Raw genomic sequence first — 24,707 nt, forward strand, 5'->3', positions numbered from 1 at the left:
TTTAAATAGTTTGGTAGAGATCTTATATACTCATCTAGAACCTGCTAAACTGAGTGAGAAATGTGAAACCATTAATTTTTGGGGAAACCACCCGTGTTCCAGATGTAAGAACTCTTTATGACATGAGAGAAGTCATTGCAGACAAGCAATGGCTTAAGACGGCTGAGAATTTCGAGCTATATTATATGTACAGGGAGCTTGCCCGAAGTAAAGAGGAGCTTGAACTTATGCAGGAGTTCGGACTGCGCTATGATATTACTGTCATTCCGCCAGCAAAGCTTGGGAAGGAGTACATCAAGACTGCAGGACACTATCATCCAAAGATCCCGAAGGCGGACATCTCTTATTCAGAGATTTATCAGGTGCTGGAAGGGTCTGCAGTATATATTCTCCAGAAGGCAGGAGGGGGCTTAAAAATTGCAGATGTAATCGCTGTTGAAGCTCAAAAAGGAGATATTGTTTTTATCCCTCCTGATTACGGACATATCACGATTAACAGGTCGGAAAAAGTTTTAAAAATGGCAAACTGGGTCAGTAGGGATTTTTCCTCGCTCTACGAGCCTGTCCGGCAGTTTGGAGGAGGGGCTTATTTTCTGCTTGAGGAAGGGTTTGTCAGGAATCCAAATTATTGTTTTGTGCCGGAAATCAGGAGGCTTGAACCAAAAGGAGCTGAACTGCTCGGGCTTTCGAAAGGAGAAGACATGTATGAGCTGGTAGAAAATTTGCAGGCTCTCAGGTTCCTCAAAGAGCCAGAATCTTTGACCTGTATGTTTGAAACCGCCTACTGCTGACTGGGAGTAAGCTCTATGGCTTTTAACCCTTTAGAATAAAAAATTCTATAGTTCCTTCCTTTTCTAATTTATATAAGTTTGTTCACATTTTTAGAAACGTTTTTATATTTTGAAATTTCTTATCAAGGATTAGCCCATCTATTTATACTTTGGGTATAACTAACTGTATGGAGGTTAGTTTACGTTTAAATATATATTCCAGTTTTATAATACGGGCAATTCAACAAAAAATAGTTTGAAAAGTAGTCTGGCTGTTCGACTTAATAACTTAAAAAAAATGGAGTTTAATCCTCTATACTGGTTTGTGCTACCAGGTTTTGTTTTCTGTTCAGGTGGGTTATACACAGGCTTCTATTTGTTACAGAATTATTACCTTGGTGGAAGACTTCCCTTCGGACCGACGGTTCTGATGGTCCTGCTAAGTATTCTGGGAATGGGGATGACCTTTACCGGAATTTTACTTCATGCAATCTCGGGTTTATTCAAGCACTTACAAGAAAACCGCCAACTTCAAAATAATTTTTCCGAACACCAGAACTTTAATTAATTGCTCCTTTCAATAACGGTTTTCTATTTCCAGTTCTCCTTCTCAATAATAATTTTTTTGCAAAGCAGTCTGGGCAAAAGTATTGATAGAAAAATAACTGTCAGTGGAAAATCGGATAATAAAATGAAGAAATAAAAAAGAAGACCGAAGAGAAGGCAGTTATGTAAACAAACCCTTCTTCTCAAGTCTTTAACTCTTTTATGCTATTATTTACTGCTGATCAAAATCGGTCTTGTAAATTTTTCCAGAGACCTGAACTACTGTCAGGTTTTGAGTTCAGCTCTTTTTCAGAATCCTGGTCAGGCTCTGTCTGGGAAGTTCCTGCTGCAAATATGGTCAGTTCTTTTTGATCAATGCTAACAATGCCTTTGCCCGGTTCATAAGCGCCTGTAAATAGCAGGTAGTCTCCAGGCAGGAGATCGTAGGTCATCAGGGAAAGGGTACTCTGGTTTTCCTCGCCTATGCTTATTGTGCCGTTGCCTTCCCCAATCAGGGTCTGGATATTATTTGAGAGCTCATCTCTATTGAGTTTGGACTCATAGTTTGTGGAGTTGATACCCAGATCCCTGGCAATGCCGATTTCGTTAATGAAAACATCGGTCCCGGCTCTTGTTCCATTGGTGCTGAGGTTTATATCAGCTCTATAAGCTTCTTTCTTTATAAGTGCAGCACCGTATGTGAAGTTCCCATCGACAGGCGCACCTTTGAGGCTCAGGTTAACCTCAAGATCTTCACCTTTTTCAAGTGTGTCTGCTGCATCCATTTCTAGTTCGTAGTCAAGAACTTCAAAGCAGGTTGCGGAGAGGATCACTTTTTTCATCTTGGATTTTTTTTCCTTCTCAGTTTTTTCTCCTTTCTTGTATTTCTCTCCTTTCTCAAATTTGTCCTTTTTGTTCTTATCATCAGCAAGCGTTATGAGGATGCCGTAGCACCCTGGCTCAAGGGAATCAAAAGTAAGGGGCTCAGCTAGGTCTCCGTTTTTATCTAGGGTTGCACTTATTGGGGTAGAGAAATTCGTGCCTTTGTTAAAAGCTTCTTCCAGGCTCATTGTTTTATTATCCGCAAGATCAATAAGGATCTCTCCAGTGGAACGTACATTAAATCCCTTAATAAGGTAAATCTCCACATCCTGCTTCTTGAAATCTGAAGAGCCGTTAAAGCTCATTATTACGCTCTGGTCTTCAGTGTAAAAAGGATGTGTGGAATATGGATACGTAAATGTCAGTTCAGTATTGTTTCCTTTCTTTAATTTTGGATTTGACTGTTTTATTTTAATTTTTGCTCCCTCTCCATCCAGCTTCTTTACTCCATAATAAGTAAAATTAAGAGGCTGTGGGAGCTGGATTTCTTTTCCTCCGCTAAGCGTAATCCAGCCGCCTTCAGTAGGGCTCTCACTGTGGTCTGCTAAAACGACGCTTTCTCCTTTCTTCTCAATACTTACAATTCCGGATTCTTTTTCCGAAAATGCTGTTGACACGGAAATAAGTGAGAAAATGCAGATCAAAACCACCAGGCTCAATATCCATTTTCTACAATTTATTTCACTCATTCCTGTTTTCTTATTCAATCATCACACCCCTTATATAAACATTCAATATTTTACCTCAATTTTATTACTACTTTTTTTCTTTTGTTTAATATTCATTTTATTAGTCATTAAGTTTCCACTCATTAATTTTTTTAATCAGATCTTATTAGATTATTAATTACGTTATATCCTCTATTTTAAAAATATTTTAATAAAAATATTTTTATAACCTGTCAAAATACTTATAATTAATTTCAGATAAGTTAATTTAAACTCCATATGCTTTTTTATGATTTTCTCCTCCTCAAATAAGCCACGAACAAGATTAATACGGCTAGAATTCCTGCTACCCACATCTTTTCCGATTTGAAATCCTTCTCAGCGTCCCCTTCGATGTTTCCTGCTGCTGGCTGTAATTCTACCTGTTTTGCAATGCTCCCAACATTTACCTCAAAACTGCCTGACGGCATAGACTTAGAATCATATGTGTAGCTGAAGCTCCCTTCAGAATCTACCTCCATTTCCTGAAAAGCCGTGATTTTTAGTTTGACACTTGGAGCATCCGACTTCCCATCAATCCTGATCTTATAGGTTCCAGGAGGGACACCTGCCTGGGAAACAGTAGCAACTCCGTCCTTTGCTTCTGCAGTTTTAGTAATCCACAGAAGCATTTTTACTCTCACATTCAGGTCATCTACCCCTGTTGCCTGCACGGTAAATCTATTATCAAAACCGGAGGGAATTCTCACATCTTCAAGCAAATACTCATATCTGCCGTCCACAACCTGTACTTCTTTTTCAAAAGTTATCAGCACGTCGGTACTCTCTCCCTCAAAACCGGTTCCTCTTATTTCCATTACATCCCCAACAACTGGATTCGCAGGAATAAGTTCCCAGCTGCCTGAAGCAACTGCTCCATGAGATAAAATAATGCACAGGAGCATAGAAAGCAAAAGCAGAAATCCCAAATTCCCTTTATTCCTGGAAGGTAGGATAGATGTAAAAACTGGACTTACTAAATTAAATCTCTTAGAAGACAATTTGTTTAATCTCTCCTCTTGGATTTTTCGTCTGTAACAATCTAATCTTCATCAGACTAAATATTGAAAGAAGCTCGTACTTATGAAACGAATAATTATAAAAACTGCAGACAGATATAGAAATAGATACATAAAACTGGCTTATGTATTTTACTTTTTTCGTGTATTTTTTAGCCTTCTGCGCTGTCAGAGGCAAAAAATCTCTCTGTATGTGGTTTTAGCATTCAGTAATAGGAGAAAGGATTGTAACTCTCTACATCCTTTCTCTCGATTTTTTTCCCAAATTTTTCTTTGTTGTAAAGGCTGAATGAGGATTCTCCTGCCTGCTTTCTTGAGCTTATTTCTCTGCCTTACTTCCTTTTCCTCAATACAGCAAGCCCTATAAGGAGTGTTCCTGTAAAGCCTAGTAGGAAGGATGGGATCTTTGGTGGATTTCTTATGACATGAGCAATTGCTTTTGTCTGAATGTGAGGCTTGATTTCTTCAGATATGAACGTATCTGGAATTCCGAAAACGGAACTGAGTCCCATAAAAGGAGAGTATTGACTTTTCATTGAAGAAATATTGCCAAGATAGGTTTCCGAAAGGGAACTCAGGCTCGCGCCGGGTGAGTCTTTGGATGAGATTCTCAGTTCTTTCTGTGCCAGGCCTGCGAGTCCCCTGCCTTTCTCGTGGGCTCCTGCAAAGAGGATATAGTCTCCTGGAGGGAGATCCATGCCTGTCAGGGAAAGTGTGCTCTGGTCTTCCTCGCCTATGCTTATTGTGCCGTTTTCTTTTCCTATAAAATTCTGGATCTCGTTCTTAAGCCCGTCTTTTCCGGCTCCTGACTCGTTTCCTGTCAGGCCGGCTTCCAGGTTCCTTATAATATCAACTCCGTTTACCACAGGTCTTGCCAATACTGCTGCCCGTGATGGGGTATTCTCATTTTCGCATGTATCTGCTCTTAAAAGTACAGCCCAATATGTGTAACCTGTCCTGGCAGGTGCATTCCTCAGGTTCAGGTTGACCTCAAGATTTTCGCCTTCCTCGATGGTATACGGAACTTTAGCTTCCATTCTGTACTCCAGAACATCAAAGTAATTTGCTAAAAGAATCTCTTTTTCCTGGTCAGGTTTATTAGTCTCGTTTCCTGCAAGAGTTATAAGAACCCGGTAGTTCCCGGCAGAAAGAGGACCAAGGGTCAGGGGAGGCAGATCCCCGTCACCGTTCAGAACTGCAGGGATTTGCACATAAAATTCAGTATTGTTACTGAGAATTTCCTCTAGGCTATCTTCGTTACCATCCGTGCCATTTAAAATGGTTTTTCCAGGAAAACCAGGATCGTATGCCTTAACAAGATATATATTCACATTCTCATGTCTGAGGGTCTCAGACCCTTGATAGCTTATCTTCACGCTCTCATTTACGGTATAAAACGAACGAAGAGGACAGTGGTATGACAGTATGAATTTCAGTTTATTCCAGCTACTTCTCTTCTGTTCTATCTCAGGTATTACAGTTTCATTTCCTGTGCCATTCCCCGTATTGTTTGCCAGATAACATATTTTTATTTCAGGTTTCACTTCCTTATTTCCCAGATTTCCTGTCCAGTTACATTGTATTGTTTTTACCTCAGGTATCAATTTCTTACTTTCAGGGATCTTTGTGCAATTGCATACCCTTGTTTCCGGTCTCTTCTCTACTCCGGCAGCTTTTGGGCTTTCTGCTCTGTTGCATACTCTTACATCTGGGTCGGTTCTTCTTGGGGCACTATTTTTATTATCCGTTCTATTCTCTACTTTCTCTTTTAATTTCAGGTTTGCTCCGCCGTCTTCCGAGCTGGTTATGTTATTTCCTGCCTCCTGTTTCTGCTCAGGAACCTTTACTATATTTTCCTGTCGTTTGGCCCCACTGTGCCTTCCAGTATCCTGACTCTCTTCTGTGCCTTCCTGCTTGTCTATATCGCTATTTATTCCTGTCTCATATTCTATTTCCTCTTCCACACTTTCTGAGGTATTTTCTTCTCCTGTCTTCTGCTCAGGATTCGCTCCTTCTCCTAGCGGATCTTCTATCCCTTTTTCAACTTCTGTGCCTGGTACAGGCTTGTGCCCGGTATTTTTCCGGTTTTCCGTGTTGTTATACTGTCCTGTTTGTAGATCTGGACCTCTTTTCCTGGTTTCCTGAGTTTCCTCACTGTTATTCTTTCCTGTTTGTGGACCTGGATCTTTTTTCCCGATTTCCTGAATTTCTGTACTGTTATTCTTTCCTGTTTGCGGACCTGAATTTTTTTTCCTGGTTTTCTGGTTATCCGTGTTATTCTCTTCTACAATTTCCGGTTCCTGGTCATCATCCCTACTTTGTCCATATTGAGTCCCGTTATCTGCTCCGGTTCTTGATTCAGGGTTTCCAGCTTCGTTTTCTCCGTTATCTGCCCCGTTATTTAATCCTTTATCTGGATCCTGCCCCTTGTCCACACCTTCCTGATCACCTGCGCTGCCACTTGCTTCTTCTTGTGGCTCCGGTTCATTTTCCGGGCTCTCTGGAATTATTGCATTATTATTTTGTATGTCACTATTAGCCTTGGTTCCCGGCTCAAACGCTTCTATTTCATTCTCTTCCCCTTCTGACCCATTACCCGATTCTACGGTTGATTCCTGGCCCGGTCCCGCACTTTTCTTGCTGTCCGTATCGCCGATTTCCTCTGTTTCATTTTCCGGACTCATTCCAGCATTTTCTGAACTGTCTGAGCTGTCATTCTCAATAATTACCTGCTCTGGACTCTGTCCGATACTTGTCCCATTTCCTGTGTTATCTTCTTCTCCTGCGGCTGGTATTGAGATTATTGAAAAAATAAGAACTAAAATAACCCATGCAGATTTCCATTTTCTGCTGTATGATTCGCTATATCTCTCTGTTTTTTTCTTCAATCACTACACCCCTGATTATCCTCTTTCCTGCCTGACCGGGATTCTCATAGATTTTAATAATTTTGATGTTATTTTTGTCTACAAGTCTGATTCTTATCATAGTTTTTCTCTTTAAGTAAAGCAAAAGTAATAATATCCAGGTTAAAGTCCGTCTATCTATATCTCCTGGAGTCTCATTACTGAAAAATCTTCTTTTTTTATTCCGTTTTTCCTTTTAAGAATTTTTCTCCGGATTGGGCTTGCCTTCTAAAGGAATTTTACTTTTTAAGCTAGGCTTTCTACAGGCTGCAGGTCTTCAGTTTATAATCCCAGTTTGTGGGCAGGAGTAAATAAATGCAGATTTCTAAAAATAGTTCTCTCGTGCTATTATTTTTAGGTAGTAATATTTTTTATTATAGCAGCAAGTTAAGAGATTGATTATTTTGTGAACTCTCCAAATAACCAGATTTAGATAGCCCAAGTTTGAAGTTAAATAGTTCAAGTTCGAAGTATAAAAAGAAGCCTGAAAAGAATTCTGAACAGGATCTAAACTAAGAATTCTGAAAGGTCTAAAAATATAGTCAGGGTTTAATATTAATCTGAATATCCAGAATAATGCTCCGATTAACAGAATCTATCTGGTTTCAAATATTCCTGTAGCTGGCTATGTATAATATAATACACTTATGTGTAACTTACAGATAGGTATATAATACATTTAGATGGGTGCATAATACGTTAAGGTGGGTATACAATACATTTAGGTGTATAATACGTTTAGATGAGCATATTAATACATTTAGTATGTATATATCACATTTACAGGTGGGCTATAACATACTATAATATATCACGGGTCGGTTGATATCACACTTGTAAGCTTGCCTAAGCTCCTGCTGGTCCGTAAGTAGAGCAGTAGAACTGGTATTTTTTTCAATTGAGATCTCATCACTCAAAGTTTTTATCGAAGAAATACGAGTTCGGTCTTTTTAATTTATTTGATTATTTCTTCCCTGAAGTTGATTCTTCTTTTGCAATTATCTTCTCGCCTGCAAAGGCTTTATATATTAGATATGCCCTTTAAAGGCAAAGTACGTCCAAGATGGAAATTTCAGACATTTAGTGTTTGAAATTATCTAATCAGATCAATGTGATGCTTAATGCTTCTTCCCGAAAGTTTTCGGGAAATAGGATTTTCTGCCGTGCTTTACGGGAGATTTCCTGCATTGAAGATAAATCCAGTGAGAAAAGTCGGATCAACATGAGTGTCAAAGGGCCAATGCTTTGAAACGCCCGCTTTTGGCGTCGAACCGACGTCTAGAATCGCACGAAACTGTTCAAGTTTTCGATGAGTCGCGGTTGCAGTTACTGAATACTGAAGTTTCAAATCAGGGAACTGAATTCAAAATCAGGTTACCGAATACTGAAGTTTCAAATCAGGCTACGAATGTTTCAAATCAAGGCCGGATGCCTGGATTTGGGTCTGCCAGGATCGAAAAATCGGTCCTTTAAGAGTATGCTCCTGCTAGACAAGCTGGGAAGAGGATCGGATATTTGCAGATGCCTGAAGGAATTAGGGTACCGGGAGCTATAAGGCTCTGGTCTGCTCGAGGCATATCTGCCAGGCAGGTCTGAAAGACGTCCCTCCCCCACCTGGTAGCGTTCGGGGAATCCAGTGCATTTTTCTTTTGCCACTCATATTGAGCCGACCGGAGGGGCTGGTATTTCAACTGAAATTTACGGAGTAGAAATATGGCAAGCATACACCGACCAAAACGAGGTTCCCTCGCATTCAGTCCGCGCAAAAGGGCAAAGAGCCACATTCCACGGTTCAGAGCCTGGCCGGAGGCTACAGGTGAACCAAGGCTACAGAGTTTTGCAGGGTACAAGGTGGGCATGACCCACGTGATCATGGTTGATGACACAAAGAACAGCCTTACCCAGGGCATGGAAGTCTCCGTGCCTGTAACTGTCATCGAAACTCCTGCAATAAGGGTCGCAGCCATCCGGGCTTATGCAGAAGACAGCACCGGAGAAAAGGCAGTCGCTGAGGTATGGGCAGCAGACCTCGACCCTGAACTCAAGCGCAGGATCCCTGTACCAGCAGCTGGAAACATGGCTGAAAACCTTGAGAACATCGGAAAAATGATCGAGGAAGGCAAGGTAAGCGATATCAGAGCAATTACTTACACCCTGCCAAAGAACCTTACCGGGGTTCCCAAAAAGACACCTGACGTCATGGAATCCGGAATCAGTGCCAGAGATCTCAACACCAAATTCGAGTACGCAAAGTCAATCCTCGGCACCCTTGTAAGCGTCACTGACGTTTTCAAAACCGGGACACTTGTCGACACAGCTGCTATCACCACTGGTAAAGGTACTCAGGGTCCTGTCAAACGCTGGGGCATTCAGCTTATGAAAAACAAGCACTCCAGACAGGGCAGCCTCAGGCAGGTCGGTACCCTTGGTCCATGGCATCCTGCCCGGGTCTCGTGGAGAGTTCCTCAGATGGGTCAGATGGGGTACCACCAGAGAACCGAATTCAACAAGCGTATTCTCAAGATCGGATCAGATGGGGAAGAAGTTACTCCTGAAGGCGGTTTCATAAATTACGGTCTTGTCCGTGGAGACTATGTGCTCATTAAAGGCAGTGTACCCGGACCATCAAAGAGGCTTATCAGACTCAGAGACCCAATCAGGGCAAAGAAAGCCGACCTTGGCGAACCGAACATACTTCACATAAGCAGGGAATCCAAGCAGGGGTGAACAAAATGGCTACAGCAAAAACAATAGACCTTACAGGAAAGGTTATCAGGGAAATTGAGCTGCCTGATGTGTTTGATGTGGACTACCGCCCTGATCTGATCAAAAAGGCAGTACTTGCGGCACAGGCAAACAGGCTTCAGCCCTACGGTCCCCGTCTCTATGCAGGAATGGACACCTCTGCAAGATCCTGGGGTTCAGGACGTGGAGTTGCCCAGGTACCAAGGCTTGCAAACAGCAGCAGAGCTGCAAGAGTTCCGCAAGCAAGAGGTGGAAGAAGAGCCCACCCACCAAAGCCTGAGGCTGACAGGAGCGAGAAAGTCAATACCAAGGAACGCCGCTATGCAATCCGCTCTGCAATCGCAGCAACTAGAGACCCAACCCTCGTAAGCCTTAGAGGTCACATCTTTGATGCCGAGCTTCCGATCGTTGCGGAAAATGCTCTCGAAGACCTTGATAAGACAAAGCAGGTAATAGAATTCCTGCAGGCTATCGGAGTCTACGACGATGTGCTCAGGGCAAAATACGGAAGGCATATCCGTGCAGGCCGCGGAAAGCTCAGAGGCAGGAAATACAAGCATAAAAAGAGTATACTTATTGTTGCAGGGGAAGATGGCCCTATCCTGAAGGCTGCAAGAAACCTTTCAGGAGTAGACGTTACAACTGTGGACTCACTGAATGCCGAGCTGCTCGCACCTGGCACACATGCAGGGCGCCTTACTATCTGGACAGAATCCGCAATTGAGAAACTGGAGGGTGCATTCCAATGAGTTCAATTAACTATCCTTTTGTTACTGAAAAAGCGATGATGCTGCTTGATGAAAATAAGCTTCAGTTTATCGTGGATCCCAGGTCAAACAAAAAGCAGATCGCAGAAGACGTTGAGAAATTGTACGGGTTCAAAGTAAAATCCGTGCGGACAATGACTACCATGAAGGGTACGAAAAAAGCAGTCCTGACATTCGAAGATCCCGAATCGGCACACGAGATTGCAACCCGGATAGGACTTATGTGAGGTGTGAGGTATGGGTAAAAGATTAATATCACAGAACAGGGGTAGAGGCACTCCAACCTACAGAGCTCCTTCTCACAAGTACAAGGCAGAACTGAAGCATCCTCGTGTTGATGAAAATACATCGATCCAGGGAAAAGTCATTGATATCGAGCATGACCCTGCTCGCTCAGCTCCGATTGCAAAAGTCCTCTTTGAAAACGGAGAAGAGCTTCTCCTGCTGGCCTCCGAAGGGGTAGCATTAGGGGACACAATCAAGTGTGGAGACGATGCCGATGTTAAGCCTGGAAACATAGTTCCTATCGGAAATGTGCCTGAAGGTTTCTTTATCTGCAACATCGAGTCAAAGCCAAATGATGGCGGTAAATTCGTGCGCTCGTCAGGAGTATACGCAACTGTCGTAACTCATGAGCCTAACAGGACTGCAGTGGCAATGCCCTCAGGTACTATTAAGTGGCTTAATCCAAAGTGCAGAGCAGTTGTCGGTATTGTTGCAGGCGGTGGCAGGGTTGACAAACCATGGCTTAAGGCTGGAAAGAAATACTACAAACTGAAAACAAGAGCTGCAAAGTATCCCAGGGTTTCAGGTATTGCCATGAACCCGCGCGACCACCCGTTCGGTGGAGGTGCCTGGAAGCACCCGGGCAAGCCCACAACGGTTAGCAGAAATGCCCCGCCCGGAAGAAAGGTCGGACTGATTGCAGCCAGAAGAACCGGAATGAAGCGCTGATGAGGGGTATTCGTTATGGCTAAAAAATCATCATCAAAATTACCAAAGAGAAAGGGTGAATATACTTACCGCGGGAAAACCATCTCAGAACTTCAGGAAATGAGTCTTGAAGAGTTTGCAGAACTCCTGCCCTCAAGAGAACGCAGGAGCATCAAACGCGGGTTCACGGACGGACAGAAAAAAGTCCTGCATGAGTTCAAGGAAGGAAAGAAGATCAGAACTCATCACAGAGACATGATTATCCTTCCGGAAATGATTGGACAGACTATTGAAATCCACAATGGGAAAACCTTCGTAAGTGTGGATCTACAGCCTGAAATGATCGGGCACCGCTTTGGGGAATTCGCACCCACAAGATCAAGAGTTACACATGGTAGTGCCGGTGTGGGGGCAACCCGTTCAAGCAAGTTCGTGCCGCTGAAATGAGGTGAGAGGGAATGGCAAGAATTGATTATTCAGTTAAGGGAGATCCTGAGACCACCTCTAAGGCTATGGGTTCTGAACTCCATATTTCTCCTAAAAAGTCCCGTGAAATCTGCTGCAAAATTAAGGGCATGAAGGTCACCGAAGCAAGAAAGTTTTTAGAAGATGTAATTGCTTTAAAACAGGCTGTACCCTTCAAGAGGCACCATGACGGAGCAGGACACAGAAAAGGTAAGATGGCTGCAGGCAGGTACCCTGTAAATGCTTCCAAAGAGATCCTTAAGGTCCTAAAGAATGCAGAAAGCAATGCCGAATATAAGGGTCTTGAGCCCGCAAATATGTTCATTTCTCACGCAGCAATCCAACGCGGAAGGACAATTCACGGGTTCCTGCCAAGGGCTAGAGGAAGGGCCACTCCTAAAGACACAAACACTGTAAATATCGAGATGATTCTTTCCGAGGTGCGCTAAATGGCAATAGAGAGAAAATTCGTCAATGATGGGTATGTTAAAGCCTCCATGGACGAGTACTTCGCAGAGCAGCTGAACAGAGCTGGATACGGCGGTATGGAGCTTAACAGGACCCCAATGGGCACCCAGATTATTATTTACTCCGAAAAGCCTGGAATGGTAATCGGGAAAGCCGGGAAGGTCATCAGAAAGCTTACCAGGGATGTAGCAGCCAAGTATAACCTTGAAAATCCGCAGATTGACGCTCAGGAAGTCAAGAAACCTGAACTTAACGCTCAGATGATGGCATCCAGGCTTGCAGCTTCAATTGAGAGAGGCTGGTACTTCAGAAAAGCCGGGCACAACACCCTCAGGGCGGTCATGAATGCAGGTGCACTCGGTTGTGAGGTTGTTATCTCTGGAAAACTTACAGGTGCCAGGTCAAGAGTCGAGAAATTCGTTGATGGGTACATAAAACACTCTGGAAATCCCGTAGAACAGGTTGTTGACGAAGGGTTTGCAGTAGCGATCAAAAAGCTCGGAACCCTTGGCTGCAAAGTCAGGATCATTCAGCCGGGCGTTGTTCTGCCTGACTCCTACAAAGTTAGGGAAATAGGTGAACTTGTTGAGCCGGTTGAAAAGCCTGCCGAGAAGCCGGCAGAGGAACCTGCTGAAGCTCCTAAGAAGGAAGGCGCGGCAAAACCTCGTCCTGCAGCTGCACCTGCAAAACCTGTAGAGGCAGCCGAAGTCGCAGAGCCTGAAGAAGCCGAGGAAGAACCTCAGGCTGAGACCGCCGAAGAGGAAGAAGCTGAAGTCATTCAGGTCGAAGGTTCCGAAGAACTCAGAAGACAGGTCAATGGAGTCTGGCAGCACAAGCACGAAGGCTATGACTACTGGCACCCCATGGCACGGGTTCACAAGGAGGCTAAGGAATAATGGCAATTCTCAGAACCAGTGAAATCCGGACTATGACTACTGAGGAACGGGCTGATGAACTTGAGACTCTGAAAAATGAACTGGTCAGGGAACGCGCCCTTACCTCCGCAGGCGGAGCTCCTGAAAACCCGGGACGGATCGGAGAAATCAGGAGAACAATTGCCCGGATAAAGACAATTCAGCACGAACTAAATGAAATCTAAAGTGGAAATTTTACCTTCGACCCTTATCTACCATGAACTGATAGGGCTCGAAATTCTGGTGATTCGTTCCACTAATCCAGCATTGACAGGAATCCGCGGCAGGGTAATTGACGAGACAAAAAATATGTTAATCGTAGAAAACTCGAAGTCGCGGGAACTGAAGATTCCAAAGGCGGATTCGGAATTTCTCTTCCGGATCCCTGCCAAGCTCTCAGAAAAAGGCCGCAGATCCGATACATTCGTTAAAATTCAGGGAAACCTGCTGCTCTCACAACCCGAAAATCGGATCAAGAACATTAAAAAGTTACGCAAATGGGGCTAAACTCATGGCAAGAGATATTGGATTAAACATACCGGCGCCATCGGAAGAATGTGATGATTCATACTGTCCCTTCCACGGCACGCTCCCAGTAAGGGGTCAAATACTTGTGGGAACCGTGGTCAGCAACAAGATGGACAATACGGTAGTTATTGAAAGGCAACACATGAAAATGGTGCCAAAATACCAGAGATACGAGAAGAGACGCTCGAAGGTTCACGCACACAACCCGCCTTGCATTTCAGCAAAAGTCGGGGATATCGTCACGGTTGCGGAATGCAGGCGTATAAGCAAAACCAAGTCCTTTGTGGTAGTTAAAGCGGAGGTGCCCAAATGAAAGGCATACGTTCTAACATCCCAAGGGCTCTTAATGCAGGCGCCAATGTTCCCTGTGTAGACAACACTGGAGCCAAGGTAGTTGAGATCATCTCTGTCAAGAAGTACAGAGGGGTCAAGAACAGAATGCCCTGCGCAGGAATTGGAGATATGTGTGTCGTCTCGGTGAAGAAAGGCACCCCCGAAATGAGGAAGCAGATTGTCCTCGCAGTAGTGGTTCGCCAGAAGCAGGAATTCCGCCGTCCGGATGGGCTGCGTGTATCCTTTGAGGACAATGCCATGGTAATCACAGACGAAGAAGGGGTTCCTAAAGGCACGGACATAAAAGGTCCTGTAGCAAGAGAAGTAGCTGAAAGATACCCAAAGATCGGGACCACGGCATCTATTATTATCTGAGGTGGCGAGCATGGTATCCAAACAGCCAAGGAAGCAGAGAAAAGCAAGATATAACGCACCTCTGCACATTAAGCAGAAACTCATGGGTGCAAGGCTCAGTGAATCGCTCTCCAAGGAATACGGCACAAGAAGCGCCGCAGTCATCGCGGGAGATACCGTGAAGGTCATGCGCGGAGACTTTAAGGGTACTGAAGGAAAGGTTCAGACCGTTTCTCTTCAGGACGGCACTATTACTGTGGATGGGGTTATCTCTACCAAGGTGGATGGCACCGAAGTCCCAAGACCTATCTACCCCTCCAATGTTATGATCATAAAACTGGAACTGAAGGACGGGCGCAGAGCATCAAGCATTAAGAAGTGAGGCAGGTGATTTTGTGACACACCAGAAAAGACTATCAATTCCAAAAAGCTGGAAGGCCGGGAAAAAAGGTTATAAGTGGGTCTCCACCACCCGCCCGGGGCCTCACAGCAAGGTACGCAGTCTTCCGCTAGGAATCATTATTCGCGATATTCTCAAGCTCGTAGATAACAGTAGAGAAGGTAAGAGAATTCTTTCGGAAGGTAATGTTCTTGTGGACGGCATTCCCAGGAAAGACCTAAGGTTCCCTGTAGGGCTTTTTGATGTAATTACACTCCCGCTCATAAACGAAGCATACAGAATGCTCCAGGATGAAAAGGGGCGTCTTACCCTTCATAAACTGAGCGAGACAAACGTTAACAAGCTGTGCAAGATTAACAACAAGACTACCCTCAAAGGAGGAAAGGTGCAGCTTAACCTGAATGACGGGACCAATATTCTTGGCTCTAACGAATACAGCACAAAGGACTCTCTGATTCTTTCCGTGCCTGACAAGCAGGTAGTAAAGCACCTTAAGTTCAAGGTCGGCAACCTGGCAATGGTGGTAGGCGGACAGCACTCCGGGGAGATCGGAACAATTAAGGAAATCAAGGAAGTTAAGAGTTCTAGGCACAATACAGTCACGATTTCCGGGGAAACCGATTTCGAGACGATTGAAGATTACGTGTTTGTAATTGGCGAAGACAAACCTGAGATCAGGCTCGGTGGTGAGGCAATTGAGTAATTCTATGCGCGCTCCGGCTGTTGAGAAGGTAATTGTCCACATGGGTGTTGGAGAAAGTGGCCAGCATCTTGTAAATGCCGAGGAGATCCTCAGGACAATCACAGGACAGGAAGTTGTCAGGTGCTTTGCCAAAAGGACTCTTCCGGCTTTCTCGATTAAAAAGAACGAACCCATAGGCTGCAAGGTGACCCTGAGAGGCCAGAAAGCCCAGCAGTTCCTTGAGACAGCTCTAGGCATCGTTGGCAAAACCCTTGTCAGGTCCCAGTTTGATTCCCTTGGAAACGTCTCTTTCGGAATTGAAGAACACACGGATTTTCCGGGCATGAAATATGACCCGAATATCGGGGTTTTCGGAATGGATGTAACAGTTGTGATCAAACGCCCTGGAGAAAGAATCTGCAAGAGACGGATCGCAAAAAGGAAGATCCCGACTAACCACAGGGTTACAGTTGAGGATGCAGTTGCTTTCCTTAGCGAGAACTATGGCGTGGAGGTCATGTAAATGGCAGAGACTATAGACAAGTCCGGAAGAGGAGTAAATGTGTGCAAGCGCTGCGGAAGAAAGCAGGGTCTTGTCCGCAAATACGATATCTACCTCTGCAGGCACTGTTTCAGGGAGATTGCCCACGAGATGGGTTTTGAGAAGTATTCGTAAGGTGATAAAATGGTATTACTTGATCCTCTTGCAAATGCCCTTTCTACAATTAAAAACGCCGAAGATGTCGGGAAGAGCGCCTGTGTCATCAGGCCTGCCTCCAAAAACATCGGCAATGTGCTGAAGGTTATGCAAGATCTCGGATACATTGGAGAATTCGAGTTTATCGATGACGGAAAAGCCGGAATCTACAATGTTACCCTTGTGGGAAGAATCAACAAATGCGGTGCAATCAAGCCGCGGTATTCCGTGGGAACTGGCAGCTTTGAACGCTGGGAAAAGCAGTTCCTGCCGGCAAAGAACTTTGGCGCCCTTATAGTTACCACTTCAAGCGGGGTTATGTCCCAGTACGAAGCCCGTGAGAAGAAGATTGGTGGGCAGCTTCTTGCTTATGTGTACTGAGCTGGAGGAAACAGGAAATGGTTAAGGAAATTGCAAGAACAATAGAGATTCCTGAAGGAATTTCCGTCTCTTTCTCTCAGGATGTGTTTACAGTGAGGGGCCCCCTGGGAACTGTCGAAAGAAAGCTCTGGTACCCAGGGATCAAGATCGACGTCAGAGAAGGCGAAGTAGTGGTGGATGCAGTATCCTCCAGGAAAGAACAGAAAGCCATGGTAGGCACCTTTACTTCCCACATCAAAAACCTGATCAAAGGCGTAAATGAAGGATTTGAGTGCAAAATGTCTATTGTGTACTCTCACTTCCCTATGCAGGTAAAAGTTGATGGTAAGTCCTTCATAATCGGAAACTTCCTTGGAGAAAAGAAGCCGAGAGTTGCAAAAATCCTTGGCGAGACAAAGGTTAAGGTAACCGGAAATGAGGTAACTATCACCGGGATCAACAAGGAAGACGTCGGGCAGACTGCCGCAAACATCGAACAGAAGACCAAGATCAGGAGATTCGACCCGAGGATTTTCCAGGATGGAATCTATATCGTGCAGAAAGCCTGAGGTGGGTTATGATGGCAGAAGAATTCAAATCAGAAGGTACTCTTGATATGGACTCTGAGTCCAGGCGTTTATTCAATGTGAGAAAGGTTCTGAAGGGAAAGAAACCCCAGTTTAAGAGAGCGGCCTATCATAAATTCAAAAGACTTGACAGCAACTGGAGGCATCCGAGAGGTATTCAAGGCAAACAGCGCAGAAAATATATCTCTAAAGGTGCGCTCGCCCAGGTAGGATATGGAAGCCCGGTTGCAGTAAAAGGTCTGCACCCGTCCGGTTATTCGGATGTGCTTATTTCCAGTGCTGATGAACTTGAGCTTATTGATCCTTCTTATGAGGCTATCAGGATAGCTTCTACGGTAGGCGCAAGAAAAAAAGCTATTATTATCACAAAAGCCGAAGAACTCGGAATCAAGATATTGAACCCTGGAAGGAGTGAATAAAAATGTCAGATTTGGCCAATCAGAGAAGGTTAGCCTCCAAAATCCTCGAATGCGGTCTTGACAGAGTATGGCTTAATCCCGATGCCTCCAAAGAGATCGCGTCGGCAATTACCAGGGAAGATATCCGCGGGCTCATCGAGAAAGGCACTATTAAGGCAAAACCGGTAAAAGGAGTCAGCAGAGGCCGAGCCAGAGCTCTTGCCGCCAAGCGTAAGTATGGACACCGCAAGGGTCATGGTTCAAGAAAAGGTACGAAAGGAGCCCGTACCCCAAAGAAGGAATTGTGGATCAAAAAGATCCGGGCTCTTAGAAGAAGGCTCAAGGAATTGCGTGCAGATGGCACACTTGATAAGTCCACGTACTGCAGACTTTACAGGAAAGCAAAAGGCGGCGAATATAGAAGCGTTGCCCACCTGAATTCCCACCTTGGGTCCGAAAAAACGTTAAAGAAATAAACTGGAGGAGCTAAATATGGCAACAGGACCAAGATATAAGGTTCCTTTTAGAAGAAGAAGAGAAGGTCGCACTAATTATCACCTGCGGCTCAAGTTACTGCTCTCAAAGCAGGACCGTGTGGTTGTCAGGAAGAGTGCAAGAAACATTCAGATCCAGTTAATAGCTCCAACCCCCGACGGGGATATAACTTATTCCTCAGCCGTTTCGAGTGAGCTTGCCAGGTACGGTTACGCAGGAGCTACCGGAAATACCACGGCTGCATATCTTACAGGGCTCCTTTTCGGACTGAAGAGTTTGAAAAAGGGATATGAGGGAGGCATTCTGGATATAGGACTTCAGGCTTCCTCTGCAGGCTCCAGGGTCTATGCTGCGCTTAAAGGCATAATAGACTCGGGTTTTGAGGTTCCCTGCAGCCCTGAGGTTTTCCCTTCGGATGAGAGAATTCGGGGAGAGCACATTGCTGAATACAGAGAAGAGAGCTCAGACCTGCCAGAGCAGTTTGAAGCAACCAAAGAGAAAATCTTTGCTGAATTTAGTTAAGGTGATTAAATGGCATTCGATGAAGATTGGGTTCCGAAAACCAGGCTTGGAAGATTAGTCACAGAAGGACAGGTTGCTTCTATGGAAGAAGCAATTAAATCAGGCCTGCCTATCAGGGAACCCCAGATAATTGATATGCTGCTTCCTGACCTGGAAGATGAGGTGCTCGATATTAACATGGTCCAGAGGATGACTGACTCAGGACGCCGTGTGAAATTCAGAGCAACCGTAATTGTAGGGAACAGAAACGGCTACGTAGGACTCGGGCAGGCAAAAGACGTGCAGGTAGGGCCCGCAATCCGCAAGGCAATTGATGCTGCAAAGCTCGATATTACCTACATCCGCAGAGGCTGCGGATCCTGGGAATGTGCCTGCGGACTACCTCATACAGTTCCTTATGAAGTCACAGGAAAGTCAGGCAGTGTAAGCGTAACTCTTATTCCGGCTCCAAGAGGCCTTGGAATAGCTGCAGGGAATACTGCAACCAAGGTGCTGGAAAAAGCCGGTATCAAAGATGTATGGACCAAGACCTTCGGAACTACGCGGACTACCCTCAACTTCGCAAAGGCAACCTTCGAAGCCCTTAACCAGGTCAATGTCATGAGTCTGCCAGTATACTGTAAGGAGGAAGCCTGAGATGTATGCAGTTGTAAGGTTGAGAGGCCCGGTTAACGTCCGGTATACCATTGAGGATACCATGAAGATGCTTCGCCTGCACAAAGTTAACCACTGTGTGCTTGTGCCCGAGACTCCTCACTACAAGGGTATGATTCAGAAGGTTAAGGACTACGTCGCCTATGGGAAGGTTGACGCAAAAACCTTCGCAGGGATCCTCGAAAACCGTGGAAGACTCGAAGGCAACACCCGCCTAACCGAGGAATATATACGAGAAAACACAGCCTATGATTCTATTCAGGCATTTGCAGACGCTGTAATTGCAGGAGAAACTACCCTTAAGGCCGTTCCCAAACTGAAGCCTGTTTTCAGGCTTCATCCTCCAAGGAAAGGGCATGCTGGGATTAAAAGGACCGTACAGCAGGGCGGCACGCTCGGAAACCACGGCGAGAATATCAATGCGCTCCTGCACAAAATGAGATAAGGTGGTTTGAATGGATACAAAGAAGTTCAGGGGGTCCAGGACTTGTGGAGGCGGGACTCACAAAAACAGGCGTGGAGCTGGAAACCGCGGAGGCCGTGGGAAATCCGGTGGCGGTAAACACCACTTTGTAAGAGCTATCTTACGGGGATACAGCTACGGAAAGCATGGTTTTAAGCGCCCTGCTGAAATTTCCAGAGATGTCTCCATAGTAAATGTGGGAGAACTTGACGAGCTTGCTCCTTATCTTGTTGAGGAAGGGTTTGCAGAAGTCAGGGACGGAGCATACCACATTAACCTTGAGAACCTCGGAATTGAGAAAGTGCTCGGAAGCGGACGTGTTACGAAGAACCTTGTGGTTACTTCGGAAGAATTCTCCGCATCTGCTCGCGAAAAAATTGAGAACGCCGGCGGAAGTTGCATAGATGCGGAATAAGTAGTGTCACTCTGACATTACTTATTTTAATTCTTTTGGTAACTTTTTCATATTAGATGTACTATACTACCAATATCTTACGGTAAAACGTGATCTAACATTTTAAAAATTATAAATAAATTATATTTTGAATGGTGTAATCGATGACTCTCAGGGATACGTTAGAACCGTTTTTTAACAAGTTACCTGCAGTAGCAAGTCCGGAAAAACATGTCCATTTTAAGGATAAGCTCTGGTGGACTCTGGGAGTCCTTATGCTGTACTTTGCTCTGGCAAATGTACCGCTCTTTGGGATGTCCCAGGATTCGGTTGACCTTTTTGAATCTTACCGTGCCTTCTTTGCAGGTGCGTCTGGATCCCTTATTCTTCTAGGTATCGGGCCCATTGTCACGGCTTCGATCGTCCTGCAGCTTCTTGTTGGAGCAGATATTATTAAATTGGACCTGTCGGACCCCAGAGACCAGGCATTCTTCCAGGGGGCTCAGAAGTTTCTTGTGTTTGTCATGATCCTGCTGGAGGCTCTGCCGCAGCTACTTGGTGGGTATATCCAGCCTGATCCAGGGCTTGCTTCTGTTCTTGGTGTAGGCCTGGGAGTAATCACCTTCCTGCTCCTCGTCCAGATCTTTATTGGAGGTGCACTGATCCTGTTCATGGATGAGGTGGTTTCTAAGTGGGGTATCGGGTCAGGAGTCGGGCTTTTCATTGTTGCGGGAATCTCCCAGCAGATTGTTACAGGAATATTCAACTGGCAACCTGATGAAACAGGGCTCCCCATAGGGCTGATTCCTAAATGGGTTTACATCGCCCAGAATGTTGGAACAGATTATCTCTTCTCAGGTGAAGGCGTGATGTTCATGCTGATCAGAGGAGGAATTCTGGCACTTCTGAGCACGGTTGCTATTTTCTTGCTTGTGGTATATGTTGAGAGTACGAGAATTGAAATCCCTCTCGCGCACAGCGCAGTAAGAGGAGCAAGGGGTCGCTTCCCTGTCAAGCTTATATATGCCTCAGTGCTGCCAATGATCCTTGTCCGCGCTCTTCAGGCTAATATCCAGATGGTAGGGATTATTCTCTCAAGCCGGGGAATTAATTTCCTTGGTGAGTTCAGTGGGTCAACACCGCTTAACGGGATTATGTATTATCTTGCTCCAATAAATAGCCCCTATGACTGGATTCCGTCTCTAGTGCGGGAGTCCTTCGCAAGCTATGGGGTTGCTGCGCCTGCTACCTGGCAGATTGCACTTCATGTTTTCATGGATGCGCTTTTCCTTATTGGAGGCGGGATTATCTTTGCCCTCTTCTGGATAGAGACTACAGGCATGGGCGCAAAGCCTACAGCCCAGAAGATATTTAATTCTGGCATGCAGATCCCAGGCTTCAGGCGGAACATCGGCAGTATTGAAAAGGTCATGCAGCGTTATATCCCGAAAGTAACCGTAATAGGTGGAGCTTTCATAGGAATTCTTACACTGGTTGCAAGTCTGCTAGGTACCATTGGAAGTGCTGGCGGTACAGGGCTGCTGCTTACTGTGAGTATCGTGTATAGGCTGTACGAGGATATAGCATCCGAGCAGATGATGGAAATGCACCCGATGATCCGTTCTTTCTTCGGGGAACAGTAAGGGTCTTTTGAGTTTGAGAAAGGAATCGAGTTAGGTGTAAAGTAATAAACTAAAGGATACAGACACAGGGATTTTCGAATGAATATAATAATCTTCGGGCCCCCGGGTGCCGGAAAAGGTACCCAGGCCAAAAAAATGGTTGATTTCTACGGAATCCCGCAGATCTCCACAGGGGATATTTTGCGGGCGAATGTTAGGGAAGGGACCGAGCTTGGGCTTGCAGCCAAGGCATATATGGATAAAGGAGAACTTGTTCCTGATGAGGTGCTTATAGGGATTATTAAGAACCGTCTGAAGGAAGAGGACTGTGAAAAAGGCTTCATCCTTGACGGATATCCAAGGACTATACCCCAGGCTGATGCTCTTGCAACCATCCTTGATGAGATCAACAAGCCTATAGATGTTGTCCTCAACCTTGAAGTGCCTGATGAAGAATTGGTCGAGAGAATAAGCGGCCGTCTTATGTGCAGTAACTGCGGCGCGAGCTACCACAGAACCTTCAACCCACCGAAAAAGGAGGATGTCTGTGATGTTTGCGGCGGGGAACTTTTCCAGCGTGACGACGACAGAGAAGAGGCTGTCAAGAATCGCCTTACAGTTTATAAAAGACAGACTCAGCCACTTATTGATTATTATGCAAAAAAGAGTCTCCTGGTATCTCTTGATGGCACCAAAGGCATAGATGAGGTTTTTGAAGATATAAAGGCAGTCCTTGCAAAATTTGCCTGAAACCTTCATTTCCTTTTCCTTTTCTTTTATTAAGTCTCTTGCTTTTCTATTTTTTCCTTTACTAGGCATGTCAAATAAAAAGCCTCCGCTTCTTTCTTCTCTATTTGATTCAAACAATTAGTATTTAAATAATATGCGGCTGTTTATGTCAACAAGAACTATACGACGGAGAAGCTGTAATATGACTGAAAACTCAATCGATGAACTGGTTAACTGGGTTATCAGTGTTGACCGCCGTTTGATTCTTATGGATTCCATGAAAAGGCATACTTTTGTTCGTGCTTCGAATATTGCCCATGAGGCGAGCCGATCTACACAGAATATCAGCCATGCTTTAAAGGAACTTGAGAGTAAAGGCTTAATCCAGTGCTTGACTCCTGATAAGACCACATGGAAAAAATACACGCTGACAAGTGAAGGAAAAAAAGTTCTGGAAAAACTTGACGGAACGTATCTTTAATTGCTGGAATTATTGGAATATCTCCTGTTGCACAGATATTCGTTGAAAGCATTAACAAAAATATGTACAGCATATAAAATTAGAATTTTAGCGAAAATAAATTAATTAGCAAATTTTTTTACTCTGGACTTTCAGGGCTCTGAAGCTCTCTGGTCCCGCTTTCATGTAATATACTTAAATGCAATCCCTTATTCTCAAGTTGGACGTATTTATGATAAACTATGTGAATATATTCGAAGATACCCTCTGCCCCACAATCCTTCTCACAATCTTTCTAATAAGCCTTTTCAAAAAACTGCTTGAGACCGCAAGCCTTTTCAAAAAAGGCTTGAGCGAAAACCCCGAGCAACGGCGTGATCGACCGGCGCAACGGTCGCAGCTCAACGGTTTTGATCGAGCAACGCCACGCTTTCGGGTCAACGGTATCGGGTCAATTGAATTTCACAGAATAGTATAACTTATATATACATCGACCCTTATTAAGCAGAACAATCTGAGTTATCGTTTAAAACCGGCTCCGTAATCGAGCTGATTTATCAGAACTTTACAGTAATCAAGCTTGTCGAGCTTTTATTTAACGGAATTCTTCTACGTTTGAAGATCTCAGAATAATTATTGAACCTGAATGGTGAGGACATCTTGGTTTCAGAGACACTAAAAAATCAAATAGACCGGTTCCTGCTAGCTCTCGGTTTTTCCCTTATGATAGGGATTATAGTCCTTGGAGAGGGTTTCAGGAATGCTGTCGGGGAAGCCGTCGGGATTTTAATGAATCCCATACTTGCTCTGGTCGGGCAGGAGAATTTTCATCTAATTCTTTTGGTAATGGCGGCTATCACTGCTATTTATGCATCCCTTATCCAGAAGTATACAATTGACTGGGAACTCATGAGGAATACTCAGGAACGCATGAGGGTTTTCCAGAAGGAATTCAGGGAGGCACAGCTTTCCCAGAATACCTATATGCTGAAAAAACTTGAAGACCAGCGTAAGGAAATGATGGAAGACCAGATGAAAATGTCCAAGCAGCAGTTCAAGCCAATGGCTTATATCAGTATCATTTCCCTTCCTCTTTTTATGTGGGCTTATTACTACATTAGCGGGCATGGGAATGCTACTATGGTTTTTCCTTTCTGGGGTGAACAACTGCTGACTTCTAAGGCTTTCTGGGTCTTCCAGCATTGGATATACTGGTACTTTATCTCTTCTCTAGGGGTTAGCCAGCTTATCAGAAAGGCGCTGAATATCGGTGGGGTCTGATGCGGATAACAGTTAGTGGGCTTCCTGGAAGTGGGACGACAACAATCTCAAGGCTTCTTGCCGAATACTATGAGCTTGAGCTGATTTCCTCAGGTGAAGTTTTCAGGAGGATTGCAAAGGAAAAAGGGATCAGCCTGGCAGAATTCGGAGCTATGGCTGAAAAAGATCCTTCAATTGACCTGGCTATCGATAAGAATCAGAGAGCTGTTATCAACAGTCAGGAAAATCTGATTCTCGAAAGCAGGCTTGCCGGTCACATGGCTAAAGACGTCCCGAATGTACTCAAAATCTGGATAAAGGCTTCATTACCTGTCAGGGTAAAACGTATCCTGAGGCGGGAGAAAGCCTTATCTTTTGATGAAGAGCTTGAAAAAACAGTCGAGAGGGAAAAATCCGAAGCTCTCCGTTATATGAGTTATTATAATATTGATATAAGTGACCTTTCGATTTATGATATCATTATTGACTCCGAGAAATGGAATCAGTACCAGATCTTTGACATTCTCAGGACAGCTATCGATTCTCTTATGGGACCAGAATAATTTTCTGCGGGCTCTGTCAAAGGCTGGATTCTTATATAAAGCGTAGAGTTTTATTTGCCGGAACCTGATATAACTTGATATATT

34 protein-coding genes are annotated in these 24,707 nt (G+C 44.6%); 30 read left to right on the top strand and 4 right to left on the bottom strand.

Annotation, left to right across the window (positions count from 1 at the left end):
* Nucleotides 1-62 precede the first annotated feature (62 nt).
* The gene (locus tag AOB57_RS10475; protein ID WP_048167025.1) at nt 63-791 is read left to right on the top strand and encodes a glucose-6-phosphate isomerase family protein; all 729 of its coding nucleotides are present in this window, start codon (nt 63-65) and stop codon (nt 789-791) included.
* Nucleotides 792-1,558: 767 nt separating this feature from the next.
* Here the strand turns inward: AOB57_RS10475 and AOB57_RS10480 are convergent.
* The 4 genes from AOB57_RS10480 to AOB57_RS14865 all read right to left on the bottom strand — a co-directional run bounded on the left by AOB57_RS10480 (nt 1,559) and on the right by AOB57_RS14865 (nt 6,912).
* Entirely contained in the window at nt 1,559-2,905 is a 1,347-nt protein-coding gene (locus tag AOB57_RS10480) for a TIGR04279 domain-containing protein (protein ID WP_082086784.1), read from the bottom strand.
* A gap of 248 nt (nt 2,906-3,153) precedes the next feature.
* Nucleotides 3,154-3,810 carry a hypothetical protein gene (locus tag AOB57_RS10485; protein ID WP_054299519.1) on the bottom strand — a complete coding sequence of 219 codons (657 nt, stop codon included), beginning with the start codon at nt 3,808-3,810 and terminating at the stop codon, nt 3,154-3,156.
* Nucleotides 3,811-4,256: 446 nt separating this feature from the next.
* Entirely contained in the window at nt 4,257-6,812 is a 2,556-nt protein-coding gene (locus tag AOB57_RS10490) for a TIGR04279 domain-containing protein (protein ID WP_054299451.1), read from the bottom strand.
* Nucleotides 6,787-6,912 (bottom strand): hypothetical protein, encoded by a 126-nt coding sequence (locus AOB57_RS14865; RefSeq protein WP_264371694.1) that lies wholly within the window; start codon nt 6,910-6,912, stop codon nt 6,787-6,789. Before AOB57_RS14865 ends, AOB57_RS10490 begins: the two co-directional genes overlap by 26 nt.
* Nucleotides 6,913-8,543: 1,631 nt before the next feature.
* Between AOB57_RS14865 and rpl3p the strand changes: the two genes are divergently transcribed.
* The 29 genes from rpl3p (at nt 8,544) to cmk (ending at nt 24,623) form a co-directional block, all read left to right on the top strand.
* A complete protein-coding gene (gene rpl3p, locus AOB57_RS10495) occupies nt 8,544-9,557 on the top strand; it encodes a 50S ribosomal protein L3 (RefSeq protein ID WP_054299449.1) in 1,014 nt (337 codons plus the stop codon).
* Nucleotides 9,558-9,562: 5 nt separating this feature from the next.
* Nucleotides 9,563-10,324, top strand: coding sequence for a 50S ribosomal protein L4 (gene rpl4p / locus AOB57_RS10500; protein WP_054299448.1), 762 nt, complete (start codon nt 9,563-9,565; stop codon nt 10,322-10,324).
* Complete coding sequence (locus tag AOB57_RS10505) at nt 10,321-10,569, top strand: 50S ribosomal protein L23 (RefSeq protein ID WP_054299447.1); 249 nt, start codon at nt 10,321-10,323, stop codon at nt 10,567-10,569. Before rpl4p ends, AOB57_RS10505 begins: the two co-directional genes overlap by 4 nt.
* A gap of 10 nt (nt 10,570-10,579) precedes the next feature.
* On the top strand, nt 10,580-11,296 hold the full coding sequence (locus tag AOB57_RS10510; protein ID WP_054299446.1) for a 50S ribosomal protein L2: 717 nt from the start codon (nt 10,580-10,582) through the stop codon (nt 11,294-11,296).
* A gap of 15 nt (nt 11,297-11,311) precedes the next feature.
* A complete protein-coding gene (locus AOB57_RS10515) occupies nt 11,312-11,722 on the top strand; it encodes a 30S ribosomal protein S19 (RefSeq protein ID WP_054299445.1) in 411 nt (136 codons plus the stop codon).
* An 11-nt stretch (nt 11,723-11,733) separates the two neighbouring features.
* Nucleotides 11,734-12,189 carry a 50S ribosomal protein L22 gene (locus tag AOB57_RS10520; protein WP_054299444.1) on the top strand — a complete coding sequence of 152 codons (456 nt, stop codon included), beginning with the start codon at nt 11,734-11,736 and terminating at the stop codon, nt 12,187-12,189.
* Complete coding sequence (locus tag AOB57_RS10525; RefSeq protein WP_054299443.1) at nt 12,190-13,104, top strand: 30S ribosomal protein S3; 915 nt, start codon at nt 12,190-12,192, stop codon at nt 13,102-13,104. It begins immediately after the preceding gene.
* A complete protein-coding gene (gene rpmC, locus AOB57_RS10530; RefSeq protein ID WP_054299442.1) occupies nt 13,104-13,307 on the top strand; it encodes a 50S ribosomal protein L29 in 204 nt (67 codons plus the stop codon). Before AOB57_RS10525 ends, rpmC begins: the two co-directional genes overlap by 1 nt.
* Nucleotides 13,297-13,629 (top strand): ribonuclease P protein component 1, encoded by a 333-nt coding sequence (rnp1, locus tag AOB57_RS10535; protein ID WP_054299441.1) that lies wholly within the window; start codon nt 13,297-13,299, stop codon nt 13,627-13,629. The genes rpmC and rnp1 overlap by 11 nt, the downstream gene beginning before the upstream one ends.
* A 4-nt stretch (nt 13,630-13,633) precedes the next feature.
* Nucleotides 13,634-13,963 carry a 30S ribosomal protein S17 gene (locus AOB57_RS10540; protein ID WP_054299440.1) on the top strand — a complete coding sequence of 110 codons (330 nt, stop codon included), beginning with the start codon at nt 13,634-13,636 and terminating at the stop codon, nt 13,961-13,963.
* Complete coding sequence (gene rpl14p, locus AOB57_RS10545) at nt 13,960-14,358, top strand: 50S ribosomal protein L14 (protein WP_054299439.1); 399 nt, start codon at nt 13,960-13,962, stop codon at nt 14,356-14,358. Before AOB57_RS10540 ends, rpl14p begins: the two co-directional genes overlap by 4 nt.
* A 10-nt stretch (nt 14,359-14,368) precedes the next feature.
* Nucleotides 14,369-14,719, top strand: a complete 351-nt coding sequence (rplX, locus tag AOB57_RS10550; RefSeq protein ID WP_054299438.1) for a 50S ribosomal protein L24 — start codon at nt 14,369-14,371, stop codon at nt 14,717-14,719.
* Between the two features lie 13 nt (nt 14,720-14,732).
* On the top strand, nt 14,733-15,440 hold the full coding sequence (locus AOB57_RS10555) for a 30S ribosomal protein S4e (RefSeq protein WP_054299437.1): 708 nt from the start codon (nt 14,733-14,735) through the stop codon (nt 15,438-15,440).
* Nucleotides 15,441-15,444: 4 nt separating this feature from the next.
* On the top strand, nt 15,445-15,942 hold the full coding sequence (locus AOB57_RS10560; protein WP_054299436.1) for a 50S ribosomal protein L5: 498 nt from the start codon (nt 15,445-15,447) through the stop codon (nt 15,940-15,942).
* Nucleotides 15,943-16,095 (top strand): 30S ribosomal protein S14, encoded by a 153-nt coding sequence (locus AOB57_RS10565; protein ID WP_054299435.1) that lies wholly within the window; start codon nt 15,943-15,945, stop codon nt 16,093-16,095.
* 9 nt (nt 16,096-16,104) lie between these two features.
* A complete protein-coding gene (locus AOB57_RS10570) occupies nt 16,105-16,497 on the top strand; it encodes a 30S ribosomal protein S8 (protein ID WP_054299434.1) in 393 nt (130 codons plus the stop codon).
* A 17-nt stretch (nt 16,498-16,514) separates the two neighbouring features.
* Nucleotides 16,515-17,045: a 50S ribosomal protein L6 gene (rpl6p, locus tag AOB57_RS10575; protein ID WP_054299433.1), complete on the top strand. Its 531-nt coding sequence runs from the start codon at nt 16,515-16,517 to the stop codon at nt 17,043-17,045.
* A gap of 11 nt (nt 17,046-17,056) precedes the next feature.
* On the top strand, nt 17,057-17,482 hold the full coding sequence (locus AOB57_RS10580) for a 50S ribosomal protein L32e (RefSeq protein ID WP_054299518.1): 426 nt from the start codon (nt 17,057-17,059) through the stop codon (nt 17,480-17,482).
* A gap of 2 nt (nt 17,483-17,484) precedes the next feature.
* Nucleotides 17,485-17,937 (top strand): 50S ribosomal protein L19e, encoded by a 453-nt coding sequence (locus AOB57_RS10585; RefSeq protein WP_054299432.1) that lies wholly within the window; start codon nt 17,485-17,487, stop codon nt 17,935-17,937.
* Nucleotides 17,938-17,953: 16 nt separating this feature from the next.
* Nucleotides 17,954-18,478 carry a 50S ribosomal protein L18 gene (locus tag AOB57_RS10590; RefSeq protein WP_054299431.1) on the top strand — a complete coding sequence of 175 codons (525 nt, stop codon included), beginning with the start codon at nt 17,954-17,956 and terminating at the stop codon, nt 18,476-18,478.
* A 9-nt stretch (nt 18,479-18,487) separates the two neighbouring features.
* Nucleotides 18,488-19,114, top strand: a complete 627-nt coding sequence (locus tag AOB57_RS10595) for a 30S ribosomal protein S5 (protein ID WP_054299430.1) — start codon at nt 18,488-18,490, stop codon at nt 19,112-19,114.
* Between the two features lies 1 nt (nt 19,115).
* Nucleotides 19,116-19,577, top strand: coding sequence for a 50S ribosomal protein L30 (locus AOB57_RS10600; RefSeq protein WP_054299429.1), 462 nt, complete (start codon nt 19,116-19,118; stop codon nt 19,575-19,577).
* A gap of 10 nt (nt 19,578-19,587) precedes the next feature.
* Nucleotides 19,588-20,010: an uL15m family ribosomal protein gene (locus AOB57_RS10605; protein ID WP_054299428.1), complete on the top strand. Its 423-nt coding sequence runs from the start codon at nt 19,588-19,590 to the stop codon at nt 20,008-20,010.
* A gap of 143 nt (nt 20,011-20,153) precedes the next feature.
* Nucleotides 20,154-21,632, top strand: a complete 1,479-nt coding sequence (secY, locus tag AOB57_RS10610) for a preprotein translocase subunit SecY (protein WP_054299427.1) — start codon at nt 20,154-20,156, stop codon at nt 21,630-21,632.
* Nucleotides 21,633-21,710: 78 nt separating this feature from the next.
* On the top strand, nt 21,711-22,361 hold the full coding sequence (locus AOB57_RS10615) for an adenylate kinase (RefSeq protein WP_054299426.1): 651 nt from the start codon (nt 21,711-21,713) through the stop codon (nt 22,359-22,361).
* Between the two features lie 181 nt (nt 22,362-22,542).
* Nucleotides 22,543-22,821, top strand: a complete 279-nt coding sequence (locus AOB57_RS10620) for a hypothetical protein (protein WP_054299425.1) — start codon at nt 22,543-22,545, stop codon at nt 22,819-22,821.
* A 199-nt stretch (nt 22,822-23,020) separates the two neighbouring features.
* On the top strand, nt 23,021-23,278 hold the full coding sequence (locus AOB57_RS10625) for a hypothetical protein (protein ID WP_167829600.1): 258 nt from the start codon (nt 23,021-23,023) through the stop codon (nt 23,276-23,278).
* A 182-nt stretch (nt 23,279-23,460) separates the two neighbouring features.
* Nucleotides 23,461-24,081: a DUF106 domain-containing protein gene (locus AOB57_RS10630; protein ID WP_054299423.1), complete on the top strand. Its 621-nt coding sequence runs from the start codon at nt 23,461-23,463 to the stop codon at nt 24,079-24,081.
* Nucleotides 24,081-24,623 (top strand): (d)CMP kinase, encoded by a 543-nt coding sequence (gene cmk / locus AOB57_RS10635; RefSeq protein WP_054299422.1) that lies wholly within the window; start codon nt 24,081-24,083, stop codon nt 24,621-24,623. Before AOB57_RS10630 ends, cmk begins: the two co-directional genes overlap by 1 nt.
* Nucleotides 24,624-24,707: the final 84 nt, after the last annotated feature.

This window comes from Methanosarcina flavescens (assembly GCF_001304615.2).
Taxonomy (GTDB): Archaea; Halobacteriota; Methanosarcinia; order Methanosarcinales; family Methanosarcinaceae; genus Methanosarcina; species Methanosarcina flavescens.